The following is a 23358-nucleotide window of genomic DNA, read 5'->3' on the forward strand; positions in this document are numbered from 1 at the left end:
TCCTGGGTTGGAGTTTTAGCATTTTTTGTGCGCAACTTTTCCGTCGTTTGTTGTCGTTTCTGCATTGGCTGACCGCATTTGCCGTGTATTTTTCCGTCGTTTGTTGTCGTTTTGGTCGGATTTGCGCCCGCCCGCTCCACCACAGCATATAGCGCCAAATCGCGCGCGGCGTACCCACATGTAGTATTTTGCCCGTAGAAGCGGCCGGCTTTAGACACGCCGAAGACGCAATTTCGTCGTTTTTGCGCCGGAAATTATTCATTCTAAATGCGTTTTGCAGTAGATTTTTTAGCGATATTAGTAGATTGTAGGAATTTTTCCATATGTGCGATTATATGCCATATTATATGCCCTTTTTGCTTGAAATCCTTCATGGGGGGGGGGGTATAACTACTAGAGGCTTTTCAATAAAAATGCTCGCATATAGGGTATACGTGTATGATATACTCTCTACCTGTGGTTGGCTCTGTTGGGTGGCATTTGCAGTAGTGAGTGCACAAGGTTTTTGTGTGCCGAGCACTGGCATTGTATGCGGGTTGAGTGTTTGAAGTTTAACACTTAGAGAGTTGGAATTTGGGTATACTGCGGCTTTTGCTGCAGCGAAGGATTAGGAAGGCGAGAGAATGTTACCAGCAAAGTTCCGTGGATTCGCATCACGAGTGGGTCGTCTTGCGTCGCGCGCTTTGGCTTGGCGTAAGACCAGCGAGCGCGATGCCGCGCTCAACGCTACCTCAAGCGCCGCAGTGACTTCCGAAAACATCACCATCGCCAGCGATACTGCCGCAACTGTCTCGCGCACAGCACGCCCATCTCACACTCTTCGCCGCGCGCTCTTCGCAATGCTCGTAGCCGCCGCCACAATAGTAACCATTCTCGTCGTGCCGCCGGTACACAACACTAATGCTGCAGGTAAGGCTAATGTTTTTTGGGATTATATAGGTACAGGCTATATTTCCCCTTCTTCTGTTAGTAATAATGACATATGGCGTGATATTGATTTTCAAAATCCAGTTATTAAAACAGAAAACGTTAATGGACGTAAAAAAACTACTATTACTTGGGAAGTCTTATACAATAAAGAGGCTTGCAGAATTAGAGCAATGGAAAATCCACTTATGAAGTGTGATCCTAAGGATGGTTCACATTCTTATGATGGTCAACCTGAATTTTATGCTGTTCTTCCTTCAGGTGTTAAAGATGAAACTGTTAGGATTACTCGTTATAGGACTGAGTTCGATAGAACTGGATTTTATAACGGTCGTCCTGCAAAATTTTATAGTTGGCATCTTAGAGGTAATGAAAATGAAGAGCCAGGAAAGTTTAACTCGGGCACTAATGTGACTAGAGTTCCAGGTGATTCTGAGTATGATGAGCTATGGAATCAACATATTGCAACATGTGGAATATTTTCAAATGAAGCATGCGAAGCTTGGAATTGGAAAAAACAAGGTAAATTCGGTAGATTATTTAAAACATGGGAACAGAACAATAGCGTAAGTGGTATTCGTTGGATTATCTCCGCTGAAGTTAAAGATGATCAAGATCCTTACAATTTGCCTTTCATGGCAGGATTTGTTTCTTACAGAAATGGATCAGATAAGAATAAGTTTATTATTTGGGGTCCGTATGATCATGATGGTGATGGCATACCTGATTCTAAAGAATGGCATTATGGTTTTAATCCAACGAGCAATGATGATGTTCAATTTCCAAAAAAATCTAAAAAAGATGCCGTATATGGTGAAATTACTGATGTAGATCCATATTTTAAAACTGGCCATTGGGATGGCACGGCTGAAAAGGGTAAATGGATATACGATAATACAGAGAAACCATTTGAACAAACTGATACCGGTATAACATTTTCTTTCAAAAAGAGTGGAGGGAAAGAGGTATTACCAAGTGGTGTTACAAAGGCTAATAGTCCTAACAACATGCAGCCTGGTCAAGCTTATATTGACCCTATAACAGGTAAAATTAAGTATAATCCAAAGAAAACCGATAGAGGTCATACTATACATTTTTACGTTCAAATCACTTACCCTAATCCAAGTGCGAATAGTTGTAAATATAAGCAACAAGTTGAGCAAGTCAAACGCGTTGATATACGCATTGTTTCGCAAGCGTCCATCTACAACCCGCACTACGACGAAACCACTGTTAACTACGATACGAATAATAATAGGTTTAATCCTACTGATAGCAAAGAACCTAAGAGCGTAAAAGACAGCAAAAAGCCGTGGGTTAGGGAAGGCGCGTTGCCTAGTGGTTCTACCTTTAAGTTAGAGAAGTACACTCAATACACTTCTCCTGTGCTTGATTGGTCTAAGATTGATTCAAAAAATACAGGTAACGGCAAAGTGACGTTTAGCCCGTCTAAAACAGAAGCTGGTACAAGTGATAAGACCCCTGTACTTGTTACGTATCCGGATGGTTCTACGTCTAAAGATAGTGACGCAGGTAATTATGACAAGGTTGTATATGCTCCTGTTAAAGTGCAAGAGTTGCCTGTTACAGACGGCGATTTGCATCTTAACCTTTACGACGGTACGCAAATAAATAACGGTCAGTTTGGTGGCTGGAGCTTTGGAGATGCAAATAATCCTAAAGAGCTTTCTAAGACCACGAAAATAGGTGGGCCAAAAGACAACAAGAATAACGGCATTGTGCTTGATTCGTGGGCTAATAACGCCAAAGGTCCTATTACCTTCCGCGCAGTGTGCCATAAGAAGAATGACACTAAGTATAAGCTGCTTAAGCCTGCTGAGGGCAATAGTAAGGCTAGCGGGGACATTAATGGTTTGCAGTTTGAAGAATTCCGCCAGTGGAAGAGGGGTAATGATAAGAATTGCAAGGATAAGAATACTTGTGATTTAAATACATACCTTCACAATAGCGAATACAACAAAGACACTATGGAGCGTTCGCGCGCGCTGATTGGCGGCAAGCCTAAGGAAGGCGGCGAGTACGAGTGTAAGGTGTTCGCGTTCCATCAGGCTCACGATGGTAAAGGTATGCAGCATAACGGTGCGCTCACAAAGTTTGATAATTTAGCTAAAGACAACGGCGCAGGTTTTGTCTTTGCTTTTGATACTGGTGCTTTTGCATCCAGTAAGGGCAAAGAGTGGGTTTCTGGCAACTTCTACTTTAAGATAAAGCTCAAAGACAGCCAAAAGTATAATCCGACTTATAAGACGATTCCAACGATTCAAGCTGGTACGTTTGCTAATAAGGAGACTAATAGCTCCGGTCAGCCAAAGAGCCACACGAAGATTATGGTGGACGGCAAGAAGGTAAACGCTAACGGTGTTCCAGATGAAGACTTGGGCGGCGTTGAAGATGGCAAAGCTCTTCCACCAGGCACGTGGTTTGAGATTAAGAAGCTTGTTAAGACGGTTGATAAAACGCAACCTGACAAGTTCCCATCCGAGAAGGAACTTTGGTCTAACTTCGAAGACGGCGAAGACAATAAGGCAGATGGCAAGAACGAGGCAAAAGATAAAGACCCTAAGTCAGTTCGCGAATACGGCTCCGTCACATTCCGTCCAGATAAGTGGAAAGACGCTGGGCAATACTGGGCCGAGGTTGTTGTGCACTACCCAGACGGCTCTGCTTCAAGCGATGACGACTCTATTAACTACAAGCACCCTGTGTACGCAAAGGTGAATGTTACGCGCGACGACGCTCATAATCAGTTCGGTCTTGCATTGTATAAGGATTACCCTAATAAGTCTATGGGCAACGGTTACGACCTTAAAGTAGGCGAGTCGCCTTCTCCTGATGCAACCTTCGACTCGTGGCTGACTAAGTCTGTTGGTCCTATTCATTTGCATATGATTTGCTCGAAGAATACCAAGGACGGCACGAAGACTAAGCAAACCGAGTATACGTATAACCGTCTGCCTGGTCACACTGAGTCTGAAGGCTTAAGACTTAAGGATCAAAAGATTTGGGGACACGCTACTTTCGATCAGCAGAAGTCGTGCATTAAAGATAGGAAAGCCTGCACGCCTGATACCTTGCTGTATGACGATTGGGTTCCTGGCGGCAATAGTAATAACACTTCTGAGCGCACTCGCGGCTTCTTTGGCGGCAAGGCTCAAAAGACTGGCGACTACGATTGCAAGGTCTACGCTATAAGGGGCGATAAGAAGAAGTCGGATGCGTTTGAGAAGGCTGTTAAGGCTAATATCGAGAAGAATAAGAAGAACAAGAAGGACGTTGACCCAGTTGATGGAGTGCTGAAGACTAAGGACAATAAGTATCCATACGGCACAGACGGCCAGGGCTACAAAACAGACACATTCGCTGTGCGCATTCACAACGACAATCAGCTGTATAACCCTACCTACACCAATATTCCAACAATTGAGGCGGGTAGCACTTTTGACAAGAACCTTAATAACAACAAATCAGCTATAAGCTCGGGTGCGCCGCAAAGCAAGAAGAAGATTAAGGACGCTAGCGGGAAGAATGACGTTAACGCTAACGGTGTTTCTGATTTCGACTTGCAAAACGTTAAGGAAGGTCCGCTGCCTAAGGGCACTTGGTACGAGATTAAGCGCTTTGTTAAATCTGGCGATATTAGCAAAACGAGTGCCAAGAATTTGCCTTGGGCTAACTTTGAAGACGGCGAAGACAACAAAGCTGACGGTAGGCAGGAAGCAAAAGATAGTAACGCCACCGGCAAAGGCTCCGTCACCTTCCGCCCAGATAAGTGGCAGAATGCTGGCGAGTACTGGGCCGAGGTTAGGGTGCACTACCCAGACGGTTCTACTTCGGACGGCGAAGGCTCTATTAACAAAGATCACCCTATCTACGCAAAGGTGAAGGTTACTAGACCAGCTATTGACAGCGGCGATTTGCATCTTAACGTTTACAAGCAGTATGAAAATGGCAAGTTTACTGGGTATGTAGACGACGTGAATGGCATTACTGTTATGAAAGGCGTTGGCTTGCTGAAGGATATGGGCATTGACTCGTGGTCCACAGCAAAGCCTGAAGGTATTACGCTTAGAGCTTTGTGTAGAGATGACAGTGATGAAGCTAAAAAGAGTACAACTCATATCTGGAGTGAGAATCTCGATAATCTGTTCTTCAAGCTTAATTGGCAGAAGTCTTGGGATCATGCGGACTTCCAGCAGCAGGAAACTTGCCGTAAGAGTGGCAAGAAAGGTGATGGCTGCAATCCTGAAGGTAAGTATCTTTTGTTCGATAGCACTGGCGGAACTATGGAGCGTGCTAGCGGAACTATCACCAGCGACAAAGCTCCTACGAAGTCTGGCAAATATTATTGCGTTGTGCTTGCGATGAAGCTTACTGATTTGGGTAAGTATAAGAAAGCTATTAAGAATAGCAAGATTAGCGTTACTAATAATAACTTTGCTAAGGCTATGGGCTTTACCGATACTGAGGGCATTGACTGGACTGCAAAGTACTTCCCAGTAACTGTGGTCGAGAAATTCGCTCTGCCAAAGACTGGCGGCGAGGGGATGAGCATGGCGCTGCTGGTGGTGGCAATGATTGCCATGTGCGTTATGTGCGGCGCGTTCTTCGTTGATCAGACGAAGTGGGGTCACGCGATGCTCGTCGGCGCGGCTGGTGCGGCTGTTAGCGCGGCTGCTGGCATAATGCGCGGTTTGCGATTCGCTACGCAAAATAGCAACAGCAACAGTAAGATTTCCGAAATTTGGCGCAGTTTAGTCAAAAAAGTCAAGGATATTAGGCGATTTGACGAATATTCTGCGTCCGCAAAAGATTTTGTCCGCAAAGTCACCGGATGGTTGCGCGCCGCATTTAGGCGCGTCAGAAGGTGGGCTACCGAAAGGTGGCGATGCTGATGAAAACATTTGCACGCAAACCTGCGCGCCGGCTGGTCTAAAGACGCAACTGGCTCGCAAGCTTGCATGCGATTCGCGCTAAAACTTGTTGCGCACCAAAAGCGTCCGCGAAACGTGGCTTGATCACGAACGAGGCTTGACCACAACCGTGGATCGTACGCACATCGTGGCTCGCTCACAAAACGTGGCTCGCTAAGCGCAACACAAAATTAAAAACAATCGTATTTTCCTCAAAACCTGCCCGAAAGGGCACTGAACAAAGGAGAAGAAAGTGAATAAATTCACTAAACAATGCGTGGCCGCGATGGCCTCGCTCGCAATGGCTGGCACGCTGTGCGTCGCCGGCGCCGTGGTGGCTGGCAGCTCTGCTTGGGCTGAAGACACATGCAATAATGGTGCGCCTTGGGCTCCTGCCTGCGCTGCCCAGAAGGGCTCCATTACCATCATGAAGTATGAGGATAAGGGTAAAGACGACACATCCACTCCTCTTGCTAATGCTAAATTCAAGGTACAAAGAGTTACGAAGCTTTCTACCTCTGATACCACAAGCACAGATCTCAAAGATTACAAGAACTGGGAGGCTCTTGCTGCTAAGGTGAAATCTCTTAACGATAATCCTAATCAGGAAGGCATGGAATTCGATAATAGTAATACGCAAGAAGATGTAACAGGTGCAGATGGTTCGAAGAAATTCGATGGACTTGCTATCGGTCTTTATAAGGTAGAAGAAACACAGCCAGCACCTAATCACTCTAATGATGTGGCACCGTTCTATATGACTATTCCAGAAATCACTCATGAAGCAAATAAGCCAGTTGCCTATAACTACAATGTAACTGCAAAACCAAAGAACCAGAGCCTTGCTGGTAAGATTAAGAAGACTCTTGTTCGCGGTGAAAATGAAACAGCATTTGTGGGCAAAGATGATACCATGACCTACAAGATTTCTGCTGCTGTGACTAGTAATACCGATACAAAGCGTGATAGTTGGACTAAGGATGATCTGACGGGATACACTGTATTTGATCAGGCTCCTGCCGGTGTATTCACTGCCTATACAGCGGATGTTGTTAAGTCTGCAAAAGTAGTTTATAAAGAAAATGGTGCTACGGATAAAACTGTACCTTTGAAAGATGAAAACACTAATAATATCAGTGTTACTACTGAAGATGTTAAAGGTAAAGATGGCAATACAACAGTAGCAACACGTATTAAGGTTTCTTTCAATGGAAATGGATTAACCTCAATCGCAACAGCAGCTAAAGCTGACGCTAATGCGAAGGTAGAAATTGAATTTGCGTTCACGATTAAGGATCCTACGCAAGTCACGGAAAAGAGTTTCACCAATAAGTCTGGTTTTATTCCGGGACAGGGTAAGAATAAGCCAACTCCAACCCCAGAAGTTCCAGACGATGGTGGTTCAACGGTTACATCCAATTACGGATACTTACAGGTGAACAAGTACGACGGTACGTTTGCAAAAGATAGTCAGGATGCTAAGTCCAAGCTCGCTGACGCTAAGTTCAAGCTCTTCGCTAAGAAGTCTGATGCTGATAAGTGCGCCGCGGATACTTCTGCAAATGAATGCAATAATGCTTCAAAGGTTGGCGAACTCATTACTGTTGCAGGTGGTAAGTTTGCAAATCCTGTAAAGGTTGTTGTTGATGATTCAACGCACCCATTCTACATTGTTGAGACTGAAGCTCCAGCTAACTATGAGCGTGATCATCAGGCTCATGAGGTAAAGGTTAGTGAAACTTCCACTAATGACTTGCCTACAAGCGTTGACATCGCTAACGTGCCAACAAAGGACAACGGTTCTTGGTTCCACCTTCCAAAGACCGGTGCTGCTGGCGTTGTGATCTTTGCATTGGCTGGCGTGTGCTTGGTGTGCTTCGGCATCTTCGTGTTCATGCGTAACCGCAAGAAGGATGAAGAGCAGCAGGCTGCATGATTCTTTGCAATTCTTCAGAATTGCAATCCGCTGGGCGATTAAAGCTGTAAACGCGCTGCGCGCGAGATTTTAATCGCCTGGCTATAATTAAATACTCAGCAGGCTGCGCTGTGTTCGCGCTTTGCGCGAGCATCCCTCTTCTTCGCACAGCGCAGTCTGCTGTCTTATTTTTCTTTTTTGAAAACATGGCTTTTTGACCACAAACTTCGTAAATTCTCCGGCGTTTGTGGCCGTAACGGCTAAAGCCGACAACAAATGCCAGGTTATTTTCTCGTATTTGTTTCTGAAGCTTTGCATCAATGCTCTGCAGACGTTGATTCCTGTTGATCAGCGAACACTAGCATCAGTGCTGCCGCACACACCACACCAAGTACTCTTCCTACCACGCCAAAAAATAACGGTGGGTGAGTTTACTAGTGGGAGATAGGAATTGCTTGCGAGGTACGAATATTAGTGTGGTGAGATTTGAGATTTTTCGCACTGAGCGAGGCGAACGTCAGAGCCGAAGGCTGCTGATTCGTCGAGCGAAGAAGAAAAATCGAAAAATCTCTGCGATTGGCACGGTTATTAACGAATTAGCATGCAGAGTTTGGGGGATTTCTTTACGAGCACTAAAAGAGGACTGAGAAGCTACATTCTTGAAGAAAGGCGAACACACTAAACGTCTTTAGCAGCTAGAGCGCCCGAAGTACGGAACGTGCGAGGAAAGAAATCCACCAAAACTCGCGCCACATAAAGCAAGTATTTGCGCAAACACAAATTTTCCAGCCTCGTCAAAACCGAAAAACTAAATCAGTCACAAAACTCATAGACGATACTCAAGAACATCGAAAATAAACTCGCGCCACAGTAAATATAAACACAGAAATGGAGGAAGCATGAAATTAAACAGCGCCGTTACGAAAGTATATGCTTTCCTCAACAAAATCTCCCAAAATAAGCTTTTCAAAAACCAAACTAACCAAACTAATCAAACTAACTTAACCGCATCACCTGCAACCGAATCAGACGCAACTCAAATTATCCCTACCCAAATCACCCTTAACCAAACTAACGCAGCCAACGCAACCCAAACAAACTTAACCGAAACAGCATCACCCGCAACAAACTCACCAGAAGCCCCCGCAAAAAAACCTCACGCTGCCCACAAATCACAGCAAAAATCTATGCTTCGTAAAATCGTCGAGCCAGTAGCTTTCGTGCTGGCGGGATTGTTGTGTTTTGCATATCCGGTGTGTTCTACGCTTTGGAATAATCGCGTTTCTAAGGAAATTTCTTCTGAGTACGATAAGTATAATCACGATCAGGCTGGTGATGTGCGTCGTGCTCATTTGCGTGCGGCTCGTCGTTATAATGCGCGTCATAAGGCGATTATTACGTCTGATCCTTACGATGGTACGACGGATTACATGAATAAGCCGGAGTATAAGGAGTATGCGAAGCAGCTTGATGAGCCTATGGGCATTATGGGTATTGTGAAGATTCCGAAGATTGGTGTGAAGTTGCCGATTTACCATGGTAGTTCGCAGGAGGTTTTGGCGCATGGTGCGGGCCATTTGTATGGTACGGATTTGCCGGTGGGTGGTAAGAATCGTCACGCTGTGGTGACGGCGCATACGGGTTTGCCGGATGCGACTATGTTTGATGATTTGGTGAATTTGAAGAAGGGTGACTATTTTTACTTTGATGTGCAGGGGGAGACGCTGCGATACAAGGTGTTTCGTATTAGTGTGGTTGATCCGCACGATATTAGTTTGCTGCAGCGTGAGAAGGGGCGTGACCTTGCGACGCTGCTTACGTGTACCCCGTATGGCGTTAACTCGCATAGGTTGCTGGTGACTGGATACCGAGTGCTGCCGGATCCGGTGAAGGCGCCGGAGGATCGCGTGCAGTGGCCGCTTTGGATGACGCTGTTTGTGCTCGCTATGATTCTGACGTTTGCGGTGTTGGCGACGATGGTTGCGACTTTGTGGCGTAAGAAGCGCGATGAGATTTATGTGCGCGGACGGCATTTGCTGGCGGTGTCGCGCAGTGTGCTGAGTAAGTTACGGCGCGGGTAGCGCGTGATGCAAATCGTCGCGCGCGTTTGGAGCGTCAAAGTAGTGTCAACGCTCCAAATGTGAGAAACTTTCCTCGCGTTTGGAGTTCCAAAGTAGCTCAAATGCTCCAAATGCGAGATAAAATTCCGGCAAATGTTTCCAAAACCAACGAAACTGACAACAAACGCCGTAAACTTTCCTTGCGTTTGGAGGGTTTTGGGTTGTGTTTTGCTACAAATGTGTGGTAACGCTCTCACCGTGTAAAGTTTCTGCCGTTTGCATCTATCGTCGGTTGGCTGAAAAATTTACGGTTTATATTGCGCAACGCACTAACATTTGTTGGTAATTAGCTCTAAATTTCTTAAAAAATAGTAACATTATGTATTTTTTCTCAAGTTTCATGTAAATTATATGTTAATACAGAATTTTTTCTATGTTGACATTGCAGAAAATATTTGTGTAAAAATGGCTAAATTAAGCCATTTTTTATATAAAATGTGATTTTCTTCATATTTTTGTTTGTGAAAACGCAATTTATTTGGAATTGTTTCTGTCTCAAACAGTGCTAGAGTTTGTGAAAAATATTTTTGTTGCACCTGCTGAAAAGTGGCATTATTTGTTGATTTATATGGGTGGGGGGTATATCTCCCATTTGATATTTAGCGGAAATGCTTTAAATGAGCGTAACAAAAATATTTACACCGATATATGAAATTGTGCTGGAAATTTTGCATATATTGCACAAAGTTTCCAAGGAAATTTCACTTGCAGAATTTGGGATTAGTACCAACATTTTCTTGTGAATTATCTATAAGCACTTTTCATTGGGTAGTTAACCACTATTTTGAAGGAGAGTATTTTTATGAAGTTCAAACGAACGTCATATCTGACTCGTTTAGCAGCATTAGGCGTTGCTGCGGCGACGCTTATGGTGCCGCTTGCTGATGTTTCTCCAGCGTTTGCGAAAGAAACATCAGGCACAGAATTCATTGCAGCGTCTGCCAAAACGCGTAAAAACACGAATTTCACCCCAGAACAGCTGCGTCACATTAATCCAACTCTTGCTAAAGCTTTTGAGAATTACGGTAAAAAAGATCAATTTAATAAAAATTCAAATGCTCAAGTGACTGTTGTTGTCACGTTGAAAAATAATCATCCGCAGCTCACTGATTATGATGAAAAAGCCAACATTCATGAGCAGGATGTTTTAATTAACCGCGTAAAGTCAAAGTACAATATGACGGTTCGTCGCAAAGTTGGTTATTTAATGAGTGCTTTTGAAGCTACTCTTCCTGAAAATCATATTCAAGCTTTGCGAAAGGAGCCAGGTGTAGTTTCTGTTGCAAAAGAACGCTTGTATTATCCAATGGAAAATTATGCTCGCGATTTACAAGGCGTGCAGACGGTGTTTAAAAAGCATCATCTTGATGGAACTGGAATGCTGGTTTCCATCATCGATACCGGCATAGATCCAACTCACCAAGATATGAAGCTTGATGCTTCAGCTAAGCAACATCTTCGATTACAACCAACAGGTAAAGGCGACACTACTGACAAAGTTCCTGCAGGTTTCAATTATGCCGATGAAAACGACAACTTCACAGACTCTGGTGCAGAACAGCACGGTATGCATGTGGCTGGTATTGTTGCTGCAAATGGTGATGAACAGGATTCTCCTGCTTCAGAACATCATCGCGTTGATGGTGTAGCTCCAAACGCTCAGCTGCTTGCTATGAAAGTGTTCTCAAATAATCCTGAGGCACATGGCGCTCGCGATGTTGATATTGTTGCTGCAATCGAAGATTCCGTAAAACTTGGCGCCGATATTATCAACATGTCTCTCGGTTCAACTAATGGTTTTGCTGGAACTTCTAATGCCACTTCAATTGCACTTAAAAAGGCTCGCGAAGCTGGTTCACTACCAGTGATTTCTGCTGGAAACTCTGGCTTGAACTTTTCTCCTTCCGGTGGTGAGGATGATGCGCTTGGCAAGTGGGATGATGCTACTCTCGGCTCTCCATCTTCTTATCCTTCCGCTTTCAGCGTTGCTTCTGTAGAAAATTCCAACATTACGCAGCAAGCAGCAAACTGGACAGGGAAAGATGGCAAATCTCACGCAGTGCCATACAATCTTGCCATTGGTTCTTTAATAGACGCAGTATCTCAGCATGAACTTGTGGATGCTAAAAAAGCTACTGAAACTGATGTTAAAGATCTTGATCTTAAAGATAAGTATGCTCTTGTAGAACGTGGTGGCATTACTTTTACGGAAAAGTTTAAGAATGCTATTGCTAAAGGCGCTAAAGGTGTGATTGTTTATAATCACGACAAAGATTCATCCATGTTTATTGGAATGGGCGGATTGGAGAAAATCAAGGATTGCTTTGGTGCGTCCATACCTCGTTCTTATGCATTGCAAATTCTTACTGCTTTACATAAAGGCGAGAAAGTGAAGATAGCTTTCACGAACCAATTCACTACTATTGTTAATCCAGATAACGGTAAGCCTTCAACCTTCACTTCTTGGGGACCAACGCCAGAACTTGATTTCAAACCTCATATTGCTGGCATTGGTGGCAACGTGTGGTCTACGCAGAATGGCAATAAATACACGAGCATGTCCGGTACTTCTATGGCTGCTCCAAACATTTCCGGTCTTTCGGCGTTAGTGATGGAAAGCTATAAGAATCGTTTCCCTAAGCTTAAAAAGTCTGAAATGGCTACCCGTGTAAGCCAAGCATTAATGAATACAGCAAGTGTTATTGGACGTAAAGATTCTGCAGATAGTAAGCAGATTCCGTATGCTCCTCGTCAAATTGGCGCTGGCTTAGCTCAGGTCGATAAAGCTGTTGCTACTAACGTGATTGCAACAGTCGATGGCAATTCGTACGTGGCTCTTAGAAACGTGAATGCTGATCGCAACTTTACAGTTACTTTACATAATTATGGTAAGAATCCAGTAAAATTTGCTGTCCCAGATCAGGATGTTGTCAATGAGTCTAATGAGGCCAATAAAGATACAGTAACCTCTATTAGTGATACTGAAACGTTGCAATCAAAAACGCGTGAAGTTACAGTAAAGCCTGGGAAAACCTATGATGTGAAGTTTACGTTAAGCCCAGATCGTTCTAAAGGCAATCATTATATTGAAGGTTGGGTGCGTTTTGAATCGCTGAGCGATACTCAGCCAGATGTTGCTGTGCCATACCTCGGTTTCGTAGGCGATTGGAATGCTGAACCAATTATGGTAAAGCCGGGAGAAAGCTATGGTGCAAATCATAGTGATCTTACGACTTCTTTACTTTCTGTAGCAGGCAGTATGGGCAAACTTCCAGTCAATAATGAAACTAAGCCGTATGTACTTGGTGAATTTTCACCTGCAAATCAAGATGGGTGGATGGATTACGTTGTGCCATCTATGTCTATGTTCCGAGGTGCGTCTGACATAAAGTATTCTGTGTTGGATTCTCATCATAAAACTAAGATTGTTCTTGGAACAGAACACAATGTAAATCGTTCTACTATCTCTGATGCTAGTGCAACCGACGGTTTAGCTGGAAATTTCGACGGGTCTGTGTGGAATCCAAAAACAAGTAGGTTTGACATTCTTCCTGATGGATGGTATACGTATCGCATTCAGGCTCGCTTAGGAGATAAGTTTGATTGGCAAACTTATGACATGGAGGTAGCGATCGATAATCATGGACCTAAAGTCACAGTATCTGATCGTGATGCTAACGGCAATGTGAAGATTGTTATTAGTGATGAATTGAGTCCTGATCCTGGCGTACCAACTATTCATCTTCCTGGTGTAAAAGATGCTTTGAACTATGGTGATGAAGATACTCAATGCCCGTTGAATGAAGCAACTCGTACGCGAGTGTGCAAGCCTATCCACATTGGTACTGACGCAGCATATATAGATGTGCTTGCTCGAGACAATGCTATGAACCCAACTGAGGTTAAGAAGGTGTTCAATAAGCATACTCGAAAAAATGCAAGTGGTAAGGAAGAAGAAATACCGACTAGGAACATTATCATTCCGAATGAAAAAGTTCTTACTTCTCACCAAATTAAAGCTAATGCTCTAGAAGAAAGTAAAACTAACCCGAATATTAATGGCAAGTTCTACATCGAAGGATACCTTACCGATAACGTCGCATCTATACAAGCTTACGTAACTCCTAATGGTGGTACAAAGCAGAAAGTTACGAATGTTGCAAAACGCAAGGATGAGAATACTTTCTACGCGTTTGTGCCGCTGAAAAATGGCGAAAATACTGTGATGTTTAAGGCGTACGATGCAAAAGGTGATCGTCTTGGTAATAAGAAACTTAAGCTAACGTTCAACGCGCAAGCTCCAAACATTACCATGAATGGTCTTGACAACAAGGGTAATTTGCCTGTAGCTGCAGATGGTAAAGTAACTGTTGCTGGTAAAGTAACGGACACTCCTGGAGATACTGTAAAACTAAAGTTGAAGTATCAGAAAGCTGCTGACAATACTACTTCAGCTAATGTTGTTGCTGGTTCGGGTGCCACTCATACTACTGCATCTTCTTCGCAAGCTGTTTCTGGAGCTAATACAACTTCAAAAGCGAGTATTAATGCAAATGTAAAGCAAGCAGAGGCGGCTGCAGCTGGTAAGGAAACTGAAGAAGTGGTAACTGTTGGCAAAGACGGTAGCTTTAAAACAGTGATTACTCCTGCTGCTAAAGCTGTGACAGTAACGCTCGTAGCTACAGATTCCGCAGAAAATAGCACTACTATGGGTCTGGCGCTTGCTGGTCGTGCAACTGCTACACCTGAAGCTCCACAGACAAAAGATTTCGTGCTTACTAATGCTGGTTCTATGGGTTCTTATGCGTGGTTAGTGCATAAGAAAGCTTATGGATCAGATGTTATTGGCAAAAATTATTTTGTTGCTCAAGGCGAAGTGGGTGCTAATGTAACGAGTGTACTGTTCACTCCAGCTACGCGAATTGATGCCAAAACCAAGAAGTTCGTAACTCCAAACCCATTGCGCGCGAATATTAAGAATGGCAAGTTTAGCGTAAAGTTGCCGATGCATCCAGGAATCAACGATTTCCGCTTGCAAGTAAATACAAAAGCAACTGACGAAGATGCTGATGAAGACGATGAAACGAATGTAATCGATACTCCTGCAGCTTTCTACTTCGACATTACGCCTCCAACAGCACGTTTTGACACGCCAAAGTTGTACGGACATACGTTATTTACAAATCGCGATACCGTTACCTTTAGTGGCAATGTGTCGGATGATGCTTTCGGTCAAACTTTGCGAATTAATAATGATTCTGTAGGTGATTTCTACACTTTGGATACGAATGGTACTGAAGTAACTCGTCGCCAATTCTCAACTGATATTCCAGTAAACGATGGTGACAAGTTGCTGCTGCACTTAAGTGATCAGGTTGAATCTCATTTACTCGGTGTGATTCCTGTTGTGCTTGATGAAACGGATCCAAAAGTTGAAGCTGGTTTGGTTGAAGGTGAAGAGATTGCTGATGGTCATGAAATCACTGTTCGAGCAACAGATGATCATTTGAAGTCTTTACGCGTTATGGTTGATGGTCGTCCAGTAGCGTATACGGAAAATTATCTTCCAGTAAATACTGTTGAAAGCACCTTAGTTGATGTGAAGAACATCAACGATAATCCAACTCCAGATAGGCCAGATTCTACAACATTAACGTTGAAGATTCCGACTGAAAAGTTGGCTGATGGTAATCACACCCTTACTATTGAGGCGACTGATTTTGCTGGCAATACTGCTAGCGACACCAGTGATAATAGTGCTGATGCTACTGCGTACACATTTATTGTGAAGCGTAGTAAGAAACATGCTGATGGTGAGAAGCCGGGTAAGTCAGTTAAGCCGGGTAAGCCAAGCAAGCCAAGCAAGCCGGGTAAGCCAAGCAAGCCAAGCAAACCGGGTAAGCCAGGTAAGCCAAGCAAGCCAAGCAAACCGGGTAAGCCAAGCAAACCAGGCAAACCAGGCAAGAAGCCAGCTCCTGCTCCAAAGCCAACTCCAAAAAAGCCGGAAACTAAGGATGAATCAACTCAAACGGATTCAGCTCCGCTGCCTCCTGTTTCTACAGCAAAATTCACAAAGAATCTGATTGCTTTAGATACTAAGGAAATTGTTGCTGGCAAGGAACAGAGTGTGTATGTTTCTGGAAAACCTGCAGCTTTGAATAATGCTAAGAAAGATGCTCGCATGTATGCGTTCATCTACTCTACGCCTCAGCAGCTTAAGGGTGAAGATGGTCATGAGTATGTAACAGTGCGTGCTGATGAGAACGGCAAGTACTACTTCAAAGCTATGATTCAAGCTGGTTTAACTGGCAAACATACCATTTTGCTTATGGATGCTGATGGTAGTCAGCTTGCTTCTGGTGAAGTGACTGTGTCTGCTGCACACGTTGCTGATGCCGATACTCAGTCTGACAATATGCCAGCTTCGAAGAAGCCAGCTCCGAAGAATCCGACTGAGAAGAAGCCGACTGAGAAGAAGCTAGAACATACTGGTCAGAGTCATTCAGATCGTGTGCATAATAGCCATTCTGCTAATCGTTCCTTTACTAAGAAAGGAAAGGATGCTAGTGGTTCTGTTCATGCTTCTGCAGAGTCGAAGTTAGGTGCTACAGAAGGTGGTGAGAATCATGAGAGTGCTAATGCCGCCACTGCAAATAAGTCCGACAGTGTTCAGTCTGAATCTAATGGCGCTACTGATAATAACAGTGCTAACAATTCTGCTGGTGCTGATGCTGGTAACTCAAGTAAGGAACAGACTTCAAAGTTAGCTGCTACTGGCAGTGGTGTTGTTGCTGCAGTTGTGACCTTCTTGGTACTGATGGTAAGTGGTGCAATAACATTCACCACGCGTCGCCATGGAGTGAATGCTGGTTCTAACGCTGCTGTTCGCAAATAAAACAATATAACTAAAAATAAAACTCGTGATTAGTTAAAAAGCTAAGAATGAGTGAATAAATGAAAAATGACTGAATTTAGTATTGGATTTTTGCATATTGAACGATTTCAGTATTGAGTTTTGATTTTGCTAATCAATCTAAGTTTAGTTGTTGCTAACGGCTGGTAAAAGTGTCCACTGCTCTTATGAGTGTGTGGGCACTTTTTATTAATGGTGCTAAGAATAAATATTCACGCAGGTCGAACTCTGTTGAAATTGCAAGAGTTGTAAATCTTCTTCGCTAGATTACTATGAAAGAAGCACGACGATTTGCTTGAGCGTTGCAGTTTAGCGCGCGCGTTTGGAGCGCCGCACAACACCAACCCTCCAAACGCCGTAAACTTTCCTCGCGTTTGGAGTGCCTAACCCGCCAAAACCCTCCAAATGCGAGATGATGCTCGCGCTCTAAGCGCTCGCTACGAAACTCGCGTTGGAAGTCCACTGGACTTCCAACCTAAGCGAGTTTCCGCTCCGAGTTGCTTTCGCGCGCGCTGTGCTGCGCTCAAGCAGGTCGTCGCGCACGTAAAGCACACTGTGCTTTCAGCATTGAGTCGTCGCTACCGCATTGAGCTTGCTTGAAGCGCGCAATGCAGCTTAAAGCAAGGGCAATGCGACACGCCCACTTGCGCGCAAGCTCATTCTGAGTATAGTAGTTACTCGGTTCGCAAAGCGGGCCAAGATAACCAACGCCCCTTTAGCTCAGTTGGTTAGAGCAGCTGACTCTTAATCAGCGTGTCCAGGGTTCGAATCCCTGAGGGGGCACAAGCAAAACCCAAGCTTCGCGCTTGGGTTTTTTCGTATCAATCTCCACACGCAACGAAGCCCTCTTTGTCCCTCTTTGCAGTCAATCTTGAAGTATGACCTCGTCAAATATGATGCCGCAATTATTCCAGGATGATGCGCAGCCTGAGCAGCCGCCACAAAATCTTGCGCCGCTTGCTCAACCGCTTACTCAACCGCTTACTCAGTCGCTTACTCAACCACTTACTCCGCAACAGCAGCAGCCGCGCCAGCTCCCTCTAAAAGCCGCCGACACAACCGCCGAAAATCCGTGGCCTGTTGCCGTTTTAAGTCAAAAGTTCCACAGCGCCGTCGAACGCTGGCCATCCGCGTGGATTGAGGGTCAAATAGTCGAAATCAACATGCGCCGCGCTTCTTCCGGCTACATCACTCTTCGCGACAGCAACGAGGAAGTCTCGATTTCCGTAATGGGCTTTAGCAATTTCGTGCAGCAGGCGCGCGAACTTCGCCAGGGCGACCGCGTAGTTGTTCACGGCAAGGCTGATATTTGGGTAAAAGCCACGCGTTTAAGTTTCGTTGCGGACGAAATTCGCCGCGTCGGTGCCGGCGACTTAAAAGCGCAAATTGACGAGTTGCGTAAAAAACTTAAGGGCGAGGGCCTGTTTGACGCGGAGAATAAGGTTCCGCTGCCGGAATTTCCTAAGTGCATCGGCCTCGTGTGTGCGCCTCAAGCGCGCGCTGAGGGCGATGTTATTACGAACGTGAATTTGCGCTGGCCTGTTACGCGCTTCAAGGTTGTTCACGCGCACGTGCAGGGCGTGCAGTGTCCTGCGGATATTATTGCCGCAATTAAGCAGCTCGACGCAGACCCAGAGGTTGACGTTATTATCGTTGCTCGAGGCGGTGGCAGTTTTGAGGATTTGATTGGTTTTTCGGACGAGGGTGTGGTTCGTGCTACGGCTGCGTGCGTGACTCCGATTGTGTCTGCAATCGGCCACGAGGACGATTGGACGCTTATCGATTTGGCGGCGGATTTGCGCGCTTCTACTCCTACGGATGCTGCAAAGCGCGTGGTTCCGGACGTTCGCGAGCAGTGGCAGCTTATTGATAACGCGTTGCAAACTATGCGTATGCGAATTTCTGCGCGCGTTGACAATGAGATTCGTCTCGTTGAGGGTTATGCGAATCGCCCGAGCCTTACGCGCCCGAGCACTATGCTTGAGCCGCACGAGTTGTTTGTTAATCAGGCTGTTGAGAGAATGCGTCACGGTTTGGTGCGACTTCTTGACGACGCGAGCTTGACTGTTGAGAAAGCTCACGCGAGCTTGACTGCGCTAAGTCCGCAATCGACGTTGAACCGCGGGTACGCTGTAGTGCAGCTTAGCGGTGGGCGAGTGCTTGACGACTCGGCTTTAGCGAAAGTTGGCGACGATATGACTGTTACGCTTAAAAGCGGTGTGGTTCTTGGCAAGGTGACTGGCACTAAGTCTGCTGCCGTAAATCCGTCTGCCGTAAATCCGTCTGCCGTAAAGTCGGCTGCCGTAAAGTCAAGTAAGTAATTTTTTAGATATTTTAGATATTTTATATATTTTAGATATAGCGAAAGGTTAGATATGAGCGAGAAAGCAACGAAAAAGGCTGAAGAATCAGCAGAAAGCACAGAATTCGCAAGCACTCTTACGAAAGAAGAGCGCGCTGCGATTGAGGCGATGCCATACGAAGAGGCTCGCGAAAAGCTGGTTCAGGCGGTTCAGGCGCTGGAAGCTGGCGGTTTGATGCTCGACCAGTCCATGCGTCAGTGGGAGATTGGTGAGGCGTTGGCAAAGCGCGCTCAGGGTTTGCTTGCCACGGTTCGTGCAAAGTTGGACGCGGCGCAGGCCGAGCAGTCGGCGACGGCGGCGACGGCTGGCACTCAGTCGAATCTTGAGGATTAGCGCGCGCCGCAGTGACACGCCATAGTGTATAATTGCCATTTGTTGCCTCGGTAGCTCAGTGGATAGAGCACCACTCTCCTAAAGTGGGTGTCGTCAGTTCGATTCTGATCCGGGGCACTTTTATTACTTATTTACTTTGTTCGTATTATTCGCGAGTTGCGAAATCTTTCCTAATGTTAGGGGATAGTGTTAGATTATTTCTAACTTAAGCGATGATCCGTTATCGGCGGGGAGTTTTCGGAAGAACGGCGAGGATTCGTAAGGTTCTCGCTTATTAGAACCGACGGGGTTGGCCCGCACAGCCAAACACGAGAGGCTGCAAGAGTTGCGTAAGCATTTTGCGGCAAGCGAGGTGGTACCGCGGCAGTAGCTGTCGTCCTCGCAGGGAAATATTCACCCTGTTGAGCGAGGAGAGCACAGTGAGCGAATCCACTAATCCAGCCGAAAAGTCGTGCGCAAATAACGTATACCCAAAGGTAAGTGTTTCTGCATCTGCGCAAGAAACTGCCGGCGCGCAAGTTGCACCAAATCCTTCCTTCCCAAAGCTTGAAGAGTCAGTTCTTCAATACTGGGATGCAAACAATACTTTCCGCAAGTCAATCGAATACCGCCCGTCTGGCAAGGGTAGCCAAAACGAGTTCGTGTTCTTCGACGGCCCTCCATTCGCAAACGGTCTTCCTCACTACGGCCACCTGCTCACAGGCTACGCAAAAGACGTGGTTCCGCGCTATCAGACTATGCGCGGCCGCAAAGTAAACCGCGTTTTTGGTTGGGATACTCACGGTCTTCCTGCAGAGTTGGAAGCGCAGAAGGAGCTCGGCATCGAGTCGGTTGAGCAAATCGAAAAAATGGGCATCGCAAAGTTCAACGATGCTTGCCGTGCCAGCGTTTTGAAGTACACGAACGAGTGGCAAAACTACGTGCATCGTCAGGCTCGCTGGGTTGATTTCGAGCGCGGCTACAAAACGCTGAACATTCCATACATGGAATCCGTAATGTGGGCTTTTAAGCAGCTTTATGATAAGGGCTTGGCTTACAAGGGTTACCGCGTTCTTCCGTACTGCCCGAAGGACCAGACTCCGCTTTCCGCCCACGAGCTTCGCATGGATGCGGACGTTTACCAGAATCGTCAGGACACTACCGTTTCCGTGGCCGTTAAGCTTCGCGACGAAGCCGACGCTTACGCAGTCTTCTGGACCACTACTCCTTGGACTGTTCCAACCAACTTCGCAATCGTAGTCGGCGCAGACATCGACTACGTGGAAGTTCGCCCAACCGAAGGCAAGTTCGCTGGCAAAAAGTTCTACATCGGTAAGCCTTTGCTCGGCTCCTACACTAAGGAACTTGGCGAAAACTACGAGGTTGTGCGCGAACTTAAGGGTGCGCAGATGGCTGGCTGGCGCTACTACCCAGTGTTCCCATACTTTGCAAGCGATTCTGCGCTCGCAGAGGGTGGCACTCCTGGTCCTAACGCTTTTACGATTTTCACTGCAGATTATGTTGACACCGCTGAAGGTACTGGCCTTGTTCACCAGGCTCCTTACGGCGAGGACGATATGAACACGCTTAACGCGCACGAAATTCGCAGCGTTGACGTGCTCGACGCAGGCTGCAAGTTTACAAGCGACTGCCCAGATTACGAAGGCTTGTACGTTTTCGACGCCAACTTGCCAATTTTGCGCAACTTGCGTGCAGGAGACGGTCCGCTTGCTCAAATGCCGGAAGATCAGCGCGCGCTGCTATTCCAAGAAAAAAGCTACGTGCACAGCTATCCTCATTGCTGGCGTTGCGCAACTCCGCTTATTTACAAGCCTGTTTCTAGCTGGTTTGTGTCTGTTACGAAGATTAAGAAGCGTTTGCTTGAGCTTAATCAGGAGATTAATTGGATTCCTGGAAACGTTAAGGACGGCCAGTTTGGTAAGTGGCTTTCTAACGCTCGCGATTGGTCGATTAGCCGTAATCGCTTCTGGGGTTCGCCAATTCCAGTTTGGGTGAGTGATGATCCAAAGTATCCTCGCGTAGACGTGTATGGTTCGTTGGAAGAACTTAAGGCTGATTTTGGCGATTATCCGCGCGACGACGACGGCAATGTGAATATGCACCGCCCGTATATCGATCGCCTTACTCGTCCAAATCCGGATGATCCTACCGGAAAGTCGCAAATGCACCGTATTACGGATGTTCTCGACTGCTGGTTTGAGTCTGGTTCTATGCCTTTCGCGCAGTTCCATTATCCGTTTGAAAATAAGGAATTCTTCGAAGAGCACTTCCCATGCGATTACATCGTTGAGTATATTGGTCAGACTCGCGGTTGGTTCTACACGCTTCACATTATGGCTACGGCTCTATTCGACCGTCCGGCTTATAAGAACGTGATTTGCCACGGCATTGTGCTTGGTTCCGATGGTCAGAAGATGAGTAAGCATTTGCGCAACTACCCAGATGTTAATGGCGTTTTCAACGAGTACGGTTCGGACGCTATGCGCTGGTTCCTCATGTCTTCGCCAATTTTGCGCGGTGGCAATTTGATTGTGACTGCCGACGGCATTAGGGATACTGTTCGTCAGGTTATGCTTCCAGTTTGGAGCTCTTACTACTTCTTCACTTTGTATGCTAACGCTGCAAACGGTGGTAAGGGTTATGATGCTCGTCGCCTTCGCGCGGACGAGGTTGCGGGTCTTTGCAATATGGATCGTTACTTGCTTGCGCGCACGCGTTTGCTTGTTGAGCGCGTAGAAAAGTGCTTGAACGAGTTTGTGATTAGCGATGCTTGCGCTGCAGTTAGCGACTTTATTGACGTGCTTACAAATTGGTATATTCGCGGCAGCCGTGACCGCTTCTGGAATGAGGATGAAGCTGCTTTCAACACGCTTTACACTGTTCTGGAAGTGTTCATGCGCACGATTGCTCCTCTTGCTCCAATGGAAGCGGAGGCTGTGTGGCGTGGCCTTACTGGCGGCGAATCCGTGCATTTGGCTGATTGGCCTTATTTGGTTGAGCCTGAGACTCTTTCGGATGGTGAGAAGAACCCTAAGGCCGGAGAAGTCACCGAGCTTGGTGCTGTTCTTGCGCACGACGATGCTTTGGTTGCTGCTATGGATAAGGTTCGCGAGGTTGTCTCTTCTACGCTTTCGTTGCGTAAAGCTGAGCAGTTGCGCGTGCGCCAGCCGTTGGCAAACTTGACTGTTGTTGCAGAAAATACTGCTGCTGTTGAGCCTTACGAGCAGGTGCTTGAGCGCGAGCTTAACGTGAAGAATGTTACATTCTGCACTTTGCAGGACGCAAGCGAACACGGTTTGAAGATTGTTCACGAGCTTAAGGTGAACGCACGCGCTGCTGGCCCTCGTTTGGGTAAACAAGTGCAGTTTGCTATTAAGTCTTCTAAGAGTGGCGATTGGCATGTTGACGAGTCTGGTGCTCCTGTTGTTCAGACTCCAAACGGCGAAGTTGCGCTTGTTGAGGGCGAGTATGAGCTTGTAAATCGCGTTGAGTCTTCGGATGCTCAAGCGGCTCAAAACACCGCTTCTGCTGCAATGCCAACTGGCGGCTTCGTTATGCTCGACACTGCTTTGACTAGCGATTTGCTTGCGGAAGGTTATGCTCGTGACGCTATTCGTGCTGTTCAGGATGCGCGCAAGGAGAACGGCTTGGATGTTACTGACCGAATCGCTTTGACTTTGAGCGTGCCAGCTTCTGACGTTGCTAAAGTTGAGCAGTTCCGCGATTTGATTGCGGAGGAGACTTTGGCTACGAGCTTCGAGGTTGTTGAGGCTGATTCTAGCGCAACTGAGCTTAGCGTAAGTCTTAAGCGTGCGTAGCTTAAGCGTTACGTAAATCTTAGCTAACTAATAACTAA

At 46.0% G+C, this 23358-nt stretch carries 8 protein-coding genes and 2 tRNA genes; 9 read left to right on the forward strand and 1 reads right to left on the reverse strand.

Going from position 1 to position 23358, the window contains the following annotated elements; all coding sequences use genetic code 11:
• A partial coding sequence (locus tag ACJV7B_RS00005; protein ID WP_419388649.1) for a hypothetical protein occupies positions 1–218 on the reverse strand: 218 nt, incomplete at its 3' end.
• 405 nt (positions 219–623) lie between these two features.
• On the opposite strand from ACJV7B_RS00005, the gene ACJV7B_RS00010 reads away from it, so the two are divergent.
• The 9 genes from ACJV7B_RS00010 (at position 624) to ileS (ending at position 23320) form a co-directional block, all read left to right on the forward strand.
• Complete coding sequence (locus tag ACJV7B_RS00010; RefSeq protein WP_419388650.1) at positions 624–5840, forward strand: Rib/alpha-like domain-containing protein; 5217 nt, start codon at positions 624–626, stop codon at positions 5838–5840.
• Between the two features lie 271 nt (positions 5841–6111).
• Entirely contained in the window at positions 6112–7794 is a 1683-nt protein-coding gene (locus ACJV7B_RS00015) for a SpaH/EbpB family LPXTG-anchored major pilin (protein WP_419388651.1), read from the forward strand.
• An 878-nt stretch (positions 7795–8672) separates the two neighbouring features.
• Entirely contained in the window at positions 8673–9854 is a 1182-nt protein-coding gene (locus ACJV7B_RS00020; protein ID WP_419388652.1) for a class C sortase, read from the forward strand.
• An 841-nt stretch (positions 9855–10695) separates the two neighbouring features.
• Positions 10696–16788 carry a S8 family serine peptidase gene (locus tag ACJV7B_RS00025; RefSeq protein ID WP_419388653.1) on the forward strand — a complete coding sequence of 2031 codons (6093 nt, stop codon included), beginning with the start codon at positions 10696–10698 and terminating at the stop codon, positions 16786–16788.
• A gap of 727 nt (positions 16789–17515) precedes the next feature.
• A tRNA-Lys gene (locus tag ACJV7B_RS00030) sits at positions 17516–17589 on the forward strand.
• A 110-nt stretch (positions 17590–17699) separates the two neighbouring features.
• Complete coding sequence (gene xseA, locus ACJV7B_RS00035; RefSeq protein WP_419388798.1) at positions 17700–19127, forward strand: exodeoxyribonuclease VII large subunit; 1428 nt, start codon at positions 17700–17702, stop codon at positions 19125–19127.
• A gap of 54 nt (positions 19128–19181) precedes the next feature.
• Positions 19182–19502 (forward strand): exodeoxyribonuclease VII small subunit, encoded by a 321-nt coding sequence (locus tag ACJV7B_RS00040; RefSeq protein ID WP_419388654.1) that lies wholly within the window; start codon positions 19182–19184, stop codon positions 19500–19502.
• 44 nt (positions 19503–19546) lie between these two features.
• Positions 19547–19619: transfer RNA gene (locus tag ACJV7B_RS00045), tRNA-Arg, on the forward strand.
• Between the two features lie 302 nt (positions 19620–19921).
• Positions 19922–23320 carry a mupirocin-resistant isoleucine--tRNA ligase gene (gene ileS / locus ACJV7B_RS00050; protein ID WP_419388655.1) on the forward strand — a complete coding sequence of 1133 codons (3399 nt, stop codon included), beginning with the start codon at positions 19922–19924 and terminating at the stop codon, positions 23318–23320.
• Positions 23321–23358 lie beyond the last annotated feature (38 nt).

This window comes from Gardnerella bretellae, assembly GCF_048545135.1.
In the GTDB taxonomy this organism is placed as follows: Bacteria; Actinomycetota; Actinomycetes; order Actinomycetales; family Bifidobacteriaceae; genus Bifidobacterium; species Bifidobacterium greenwoodii.